Consider the following 6,406-nt stretch of genomic DNA (forward strand, 5'->3'; position numbering starts at 1 on the left):
GAAACTCATGGCCGAGATATTGAACACCGACGCCGAGTATGGCTGTGCACACTGCGGGCCGCCGACCATCACGCGAAAGCTGCTGGGGTCGCTCAGTGGCGCAGGGCGCATGGAGTGGCCGATAAATTCAAAGCCTGACTGGTACACGTCAATCAGGGTGCCGAAGGGTTTGTCCGCCGTTTCGTTCTTGGCGCGCGAATACACCAGCGAGCGCTGGGCGCGGGAGAAGGGCAGGGCGTCGCTGTCGGACTCCAGCAGGTACTGGCGGATTTCCGGGCGGATGGTTTCTACCAGGTAACGGATATTGCCCAGGATCGGATAGTTACGGCGCACCGCATGGGGGCTTTGCAGCAGGTCGACAATGCCGATCAGGCTGAGTACGCCGGTGACCAGCGTGATCGGCCACAGCCATTCATGTTCGATAAAGGGGAGGCTGGCGAGGGTGAAAATGACGCACACAGCAAAGAAGGCGTAGCGGCTTAACAAGGACAGGCTCATACGGTTTTCCTTTGGGTTTCGGACTCTTTCAGGTCGATCCGCCATTCTGCGCCTGTCAGGAAACCATAGACAACCTGTGGGAATATTCAGTTTGGCAACGCGGGTGGGACAGACTGGCCTGGGATAGACACCTGTCGGCGCTTGATTCGGTTCTACCCTTGTCAGCATTGATAGTTTCGGGCCGCTCTCAGCATCGTCTTACTAGACGCAACAAGCCTAACCTTATTGCAAAAGGTTCTCGTTTGGGTGCTTGATGTTGTGTTACTGTATAACAAATCAACCGCACCCAGACGCCCCGGAGGCCTCATGAAAGCTGGTATCCACCCCGACTACCGCACCGTGCTGTTCCACGACACTGCCGCCGACGTGTTCTTCCTCATCGGTTCCACCGCCGACAGTGATCGCACCCATAAGCACAGCGACGGCAACACCTATCCCTACATCCCGCTGGACGTCTCCAGCGCCTCGCACCCGGTCTACACCGGTCAGCAGCGTAAGACCCAGGCCGAAGGCCGGATTGCCGGGTTCAACAAGCGTTTTGCATCGTTTGGGTCGAGCCCGAAAAAAGCTGACGCATGAGCATGATTCGGCGGCGTGCCCTACGCCGCCGTCTGCCGAATCGGCAGTACTACCCGAAACTTCGTACCCTTGCCTACCTCACTGCTGACGCTGATATCGCCACGGTGTTTCTTGACGATCCCGTAGGACAACGACAACCCCAACCCCGTCCCTTCGCCCACCGGCTTGGTGGTGAAGAACGGGTCGAAAATCTTCTGCACGGTGTCGGGGGCAATCCCACAGCCGTTGTCTGCGACTTCCAGCCACACGTTTTCGCCTTCCACTCCGTTGCTGATGGTAATGGTGCCGCGCTCAGGGCCCATGGCTTGTGCGGCGTTGATCACCAGGTTCATTACCACCTGGTTGAGTTGGGAGGCCAGGCATTCGATTTCCGGCAGCGGCGTGTAGTGCTTGACCACATCGGCCTTGTACTTGAGTTCGCTGGCGACGATGTTCAGCGTCGAATCGATGCCTTGCTGCAGGTTGGCGAATTGCCAGGTCTGGTCGTTATCCACCCGTGAGAAGTTCTTCAGGTCCTTGACGATTTGCACCACAACGGCCGATGCCGTCCTTGGATTCGCGGATCAGGATCGGAATGTCGTCCTTGAGAAAATCCAGGTCCAGCTCGTTGCGCAATGCCGTGAGCGGTTCGCGATGTTCTGGCGCCCCGATGTGCGCTTCGCTGCGCTGGTAGGCATCGAGCATCTGTTGCAGCTGCTTGAAGTAGCTGTCGAGGGTGCTGAGGTTGGACGAAATAAAGCCCACCGGGTTGTTGATCTCATGGGCGACACCGGCCGCGAGTTGCCCCAGTGAGGCGAGTTTTTCCGACTGCACCAGTTGGCTTTCCAGGAGCTTGCGCTCTTCAATTTCCAGTTGCAGCGCTTGGGTGCGTTCTTCCACCAACCGCTCCAGCTGCGAGGTTTGCAGGGAGGCGCGGCGCGCCATGTCCCATTTGTTGGCCAGGGTGTTGGCCATTTGCTGGACTTCAATGTTGTCGAACGGCTTTTTCAGGATCAGCAGGCGGTCGTGGGCGTGCAGGCGAAACAACAGGTCATCCCAGGAATAGTCCGAGTAGGCGGTACACACCACCACTTGCAGGTCGGGGGCGACTTTCCACAGTTCTTCAATGGTCTTGGCGCCGTCCCAACCCTGGGGCATCCGCATGTCAACGAAGGCCAACGCATAGGGGCGCTCTTGCGCCATGGCGCTGGTCAGCAAGCCCAGGCCTTCTTCGCCGCCATAAGCGCCGTGCAGTTCGAATGCCTGGGTTTTGAGGTTTGGCCGCGTCGCCAAACAGTGCCGACTCCATCTCATCCAGCGCTTCGGTTGAGGCTTCGTGGGGCATCAGGATCTTGCGAAAATCCTCATGGATGGACGGTGTGTCATCGATCAGCAGGATGCGCCGGTTGGGAGGTTGGTTCATGAGCTGCTTCCGGCAAGGGTCAGGGGGATGGTCAAGGTGAAGACGGCGCCAAGGCCCGGCCCGTCGCTGTGGGCGCTGAGCTGGCCGTTCATTTCCACGGCGGCCAGGGCGCAGCTGTGCAGGCCGAAGCCGTGGCCTTCCTTGCGGGTGGTAAAACCGTGGGTGAAGATGCGTGCCATGTTCTCGGGCGGTATGCCTTCGCCATCGTCCTTCACACTGATCTTCAGGGTCTCATCGCCTACCGATTCCACCGCCAGGGTGATTTGCCGTGGCCGCTCAGACAGTTTGTCCATGGCGTATTTGGCATTGCTGATCAGGTTGACCATGATCAGCAGTAACCGGTGCTTGTCCGCCAATATCTCCGGCACCGGGGCGTACGCCTTCACAACAGTGACATGGTGACGGCTCAGCGCGCCGGCGTTCATGCGCAGGGCGTCATCCATCAAGGCGCTGATATTGACTGGCTCCAGCAAGGTAGACGCACCCGCATAGGATTGCTGGGTCGAGACGATGTCCTTGATGTGGTCCACGCTTTTGCTCAACTGCGCCAGCTCATCGCTCATGCCTTGCTGTTCGGTGGCAATCGCTTCGACCAACTGGTTCAGATAGCCCGGCAGCAACTTGCCCTTTTCATCCTCGGTAAGGAAGGTACCCAGCTCGCCTTGGTGAGCGTTGATCAGTTGCATGGCCTTGCCCAGGCCGAGCGCCTTTGCTGCTGCGCAGCTTTGCGGCTGACCAGGTCGGCGGAGATGTTCACACTGTTGAGCACGTTACCGACGTTGTGCAGCACGTTTGGTGGCGATCTCCGCTAGTCGCGCGGCGCTGTCCATCAGCTCGCTCTGGGCATCCTTGAGCTGTTGCGTGCGCCGCTCCACCCGTTGCTCCAGGTTTTCGTTGGCGGCCTGCAACGCGCGGTTGACGCGGTTGATCTCGGCGAAGCTGCGCAACAGGCGCACCGCCAGATAAAGCAGTAACACCACCAGCAAGGTCGAGAAGATCAGCAGGTAGCGATGGTACTGATGATCGATGAGGTCAGTGGCCTGCTGGTCCTGATTGAGGTGAGTGGTCAGGTCATCGAGGTGTTCGGCCACCGGTACGGCGGCAATCCGCTCGAGCAGGCTGTTGACCAGTGGCTGTTCGCGCAGGATCAGCGAAATATGATTGCTGAGAATCTCCACCGGTGCCTGGAACTCGCTGGGCAGGCTCTGTTGGTTGATGGCCAGCTTGCCCAGGCCCACCAGGATATCGGCGGCACGTTCGTCGCTGGTGACTTGGGCGAACTCCAGGCTGCTGAGCAGCAGGTCGTAAGTGTCGGTGGCCACGCTTTGCAGTTGCAGGCGGCCTTCGTCGGTCATGCTGTTCGAATTGGGCCTGGATGTCGTCTTCGGCCGTCGGCAAAAAAGCCAATGAGTTACGCAGCACTGCGTTGTGGGATTTGAACTGGTCGACGAGCCGGGCTTTTTCCTCGATGGCCGTCAGGTACGCCGCATGGCTGGCTTGCCAACCGGGCAGGTCGGCAGCGCTGTGGTAGGTGTCGCGGCTCTCCAGTTCAGCGCCGATGCGGGTCATTTCGGTCAGCGGTGTGACCAGTGGGTCGTAGTTGTGGGTGATCGCGATGCGGGCCTTGAGTACTTCGCTGTCCCACTGGGCATTGAGCTGCTGGAGTTGGCGGATCAAGTCGCGCGACTGGGTATAAGTGGCTGTCTGGTCGCGTGAAGACTTGAGGTACAAAAACACCAGGGTGGAGGCCAGGAGCAGGGTGATGAGGCCTAGCAGGATCTGACTGGTGCGTCGGCGTGACAAGGGTCTCATAACGGTTTGCCCGCCCATTCACCGGTCAGGGTCTTGAGAAACTGGATAATCAGGTGTTGATCAGCGCAACCCCCWGGGACGGGTTGCGCCCCAACTGGTACTTGAACATTACGTCAACCGCCTCTTCAAGGGTCTTGGCCGAGGCGTCGTGGAAGTACGGCGCCGTGACGGCCACATTGCGCAGGCTGGGCACCTTGAACACATGGCGGTCCTCTTCATCCTGGGTCAGCAGGTAGCGCCCCAGGTCTGATTCCAGCGGGTTGCCGCGGGCCTTGAAGTAGTCGCCCATCACGCCGAACTTCTGGAACATATTGCCGCCAAATTGTTTCCACGCCCTGGTGACAGGCGATGCAGCCGTAATCCTTGAAGCGTTGGTAGCCGTATTTTTCCTGGCGGGTCAGGATATCGGTGTTGCCCAGCACGTATTGGTCAAACCGCGAGTTGGGTGTCAGCAGCGTGCGCTCGTAGGTGGCCAGGGCATTTTGCACATTGGAAGCGGTGACGCCATCGGGATAGGCCTGTTTGAACGCGTTCTGGTAGGCGGGCAGGGCAGACAGGTTGCGCACCACGGTATTCCAGTCGCTGCCCATTTCCACCGGGCTGATCACCACCTGCTCGACCTGGGCCTGCAACGTGTCCACCCGACCGTTCCAGAACTGCTTGAAGTTCAGGCTGGCGTTGAACACGGACGGGGTGTTGATCTGCACCGGTTTGCCGTCAAAGCCAATGGAGAATGGCTTGTTGTCGGCGCCGCCGCTGGTCAGTTGGTGACAGCTCGCGCAGGACAAGGTGTTGTTGACCGACAAACGCGGCTCGTTGAACAGTTGGCGACCCAATTCAACCTTGGCAGGGTCCAGTACTGGAACCGCCGGCAAGGGCTTGAGTGCTTCGTCCAGCGGCGCGGCTGACAGCGATGCGGTGCCCAGGCATAACGCGAACATCAGGCCGGAACGGTGGTTTACGACATTGCTCAAGCGAGCACTCCTTGCAGGCCCAGGGCTATTGATTTTATTGATCCGGCATCAGTGTCGCGCTATCCGTTTGCAGCAACTGCACGAAATCTTTCGAAGGCAGCGCCTTGCTGAACAGAAAACCCTGGCCCTCCTCACACTGCTGGGCTTTGAGGAAATTCAGTTGGCCGACGGTTTCCACGCCTTCGGCAATGATGTTCAGTTCCAGGCTCTTGCCCATGCCGATGATAGCGCTGATCAGTTGTTCGTCCTGGCTATTGATGCGCAGGCCGCGCACGAAGGATTGATCGATCTTCAGCACGTCGATGGGAAAGCGCCGCAGGTAGCTGAGGCTGGAGTAGCCAGTGCCGAAATCGTCCAGGGCCAGGCGGATGCCCATGGCCTTGATCTTTTGCAGGGTTTCCACGGTTTCGTCGACGTTCTGCATCAGCACGCTTTCGGTGATTTCCAGTTCCAGTTGGGTGGGCGGCAGGCCGGTGTCCTTGAGGATGGCGGCCAGGTTGTCGACGAAGTCCCGTTGGCGAAAGTCGATCGCCGTAGATGTTCACCGACATGCGCAGGGGCGCCAGGCCCATCTCGCGCCAGGCTTGGGCCTGTGTACAGGCTTGGCGCAGTACCCACTGAGTCAGGCGTACGATCAGGCCGCTGTCTTCGGCGACCGGAATGAACTCCGCCGGGCTGACCCAACCCGACTGCGGTCGAAACCAGCGTGTCAGCGCTTCCGCACCGACGATGCGCCCGGTCTCCAGCGCCAGCTTGGGCTGGTAAATGCAGCACAAAACTCATCGCGGTCCAGCGCCTGGCGGATCGCGCTTTCCAGGTTTTGCTGGTGCTGGGCGCGCAGGTTCATGTCTTCGGTGTAAAAGCTGAGATCCCCCGGGCCGCGTTCTTTGCTGGTGCGCATCGCGGTTTCAGCGTGCTTGAGCAAACCCACGGCATTGTCGCTGTCATCGGGGTAAATACTGATGCCCAGGCTGGCGCTCACACTCAGGTCATGCCCCGCGACATGGCGAGTCGCGCTGACGGCATTGAGTACCTTTTGCGCAATGTGCTGGGTTTGCTGGGGATGCTGGATATCGTTAAGCAGCACCACGAACTCGTCGGAGCCATAACGAAACACCGAATCCGACGCCCGCACCGCTGC

Annotated in this window: 1 protein-coding gene and 5 pseudogenes; 1 reads left to right on the top strand and 5 read right to left on the bottom strand. The window is 59.4% G+C overall.

Annotated features, from left to right (window positions below; translation table 11 throughout):
- Positions 1-498: pseudogene (locus tag DQ405_RS23265) on the bottom strand (FMN-binding glutamate synthase family protein); the annotation flags it as partial.
- A 306-nt stretch (positions 499-804) separates the two neighbouring features.
- Between DQ405_RS23265 and DQ405_RS23270 the strand changes: the two are divergent.
- Positions 805-1,077: a type B 50S ribosomal protein L31 gene (locus DQ405_RS23270; protein WP_014717108.1), complete on the top strand. Its 273-nt coding sequence runs from the start codon at positions 805-807 to the stop codon at positions 1,075-1,077.
- Positions 1,078-1,097: 20 nt separating this feature from the next.
- Here DQ405_RS23270 and DQ405_RS23275 read toward each other — a convergent pair.
- The 4 pseudogenes from DQ405_RS23275 to DQ405_RS23290 all read right to left on the bottom strand — a co-directional run.
- Positions 1,098-2,479 (bottom strand): annotated as a pseudogene (locus tag DQ405_RS23275) (ATP-binding protein).
- Positions 2,476-4,291 (bottom strand): annotated as a pseudogene (locus tag DQ405_RS23280) (DAHL domain-containing protein). Before DQ405_RS23280 ends, DQ405_RS23275 begins: the two co-directional pseudogenes overlap by 4 nt.
- Positions 4,288-5,232: pseudogene (locus tag DQ405_RS23285) on the bottom strand (cytochrome-c peroxidase). Before DQ405_RS23285 ends, DQ405_RS23280 begins: the two co-directional pseudogenes overlap by 4 nt.
- 67 nt (positions 5,233-5,299) lie before the next feature.
- Positions 5,300-6,406: pseudogene (locus tag DQ405_RS23290) on the bottom strand (putative bifunctional diguanylate cyclase/phosphodiesterase); the annotation flags it as partial.

This window comes from Pseudomonas sp. SST3, assembly GCF_003325755.1.

What these genes read in the sequence shown, in the direction of transcription:
- DQ405_RS23270 (WP_014717108.1), top strand. Translation starts at nt 805, where the DNA reads ATGAAAGCTGGTATCCACCCCGACTACCGCACCGTGCTGTTCCACGAC.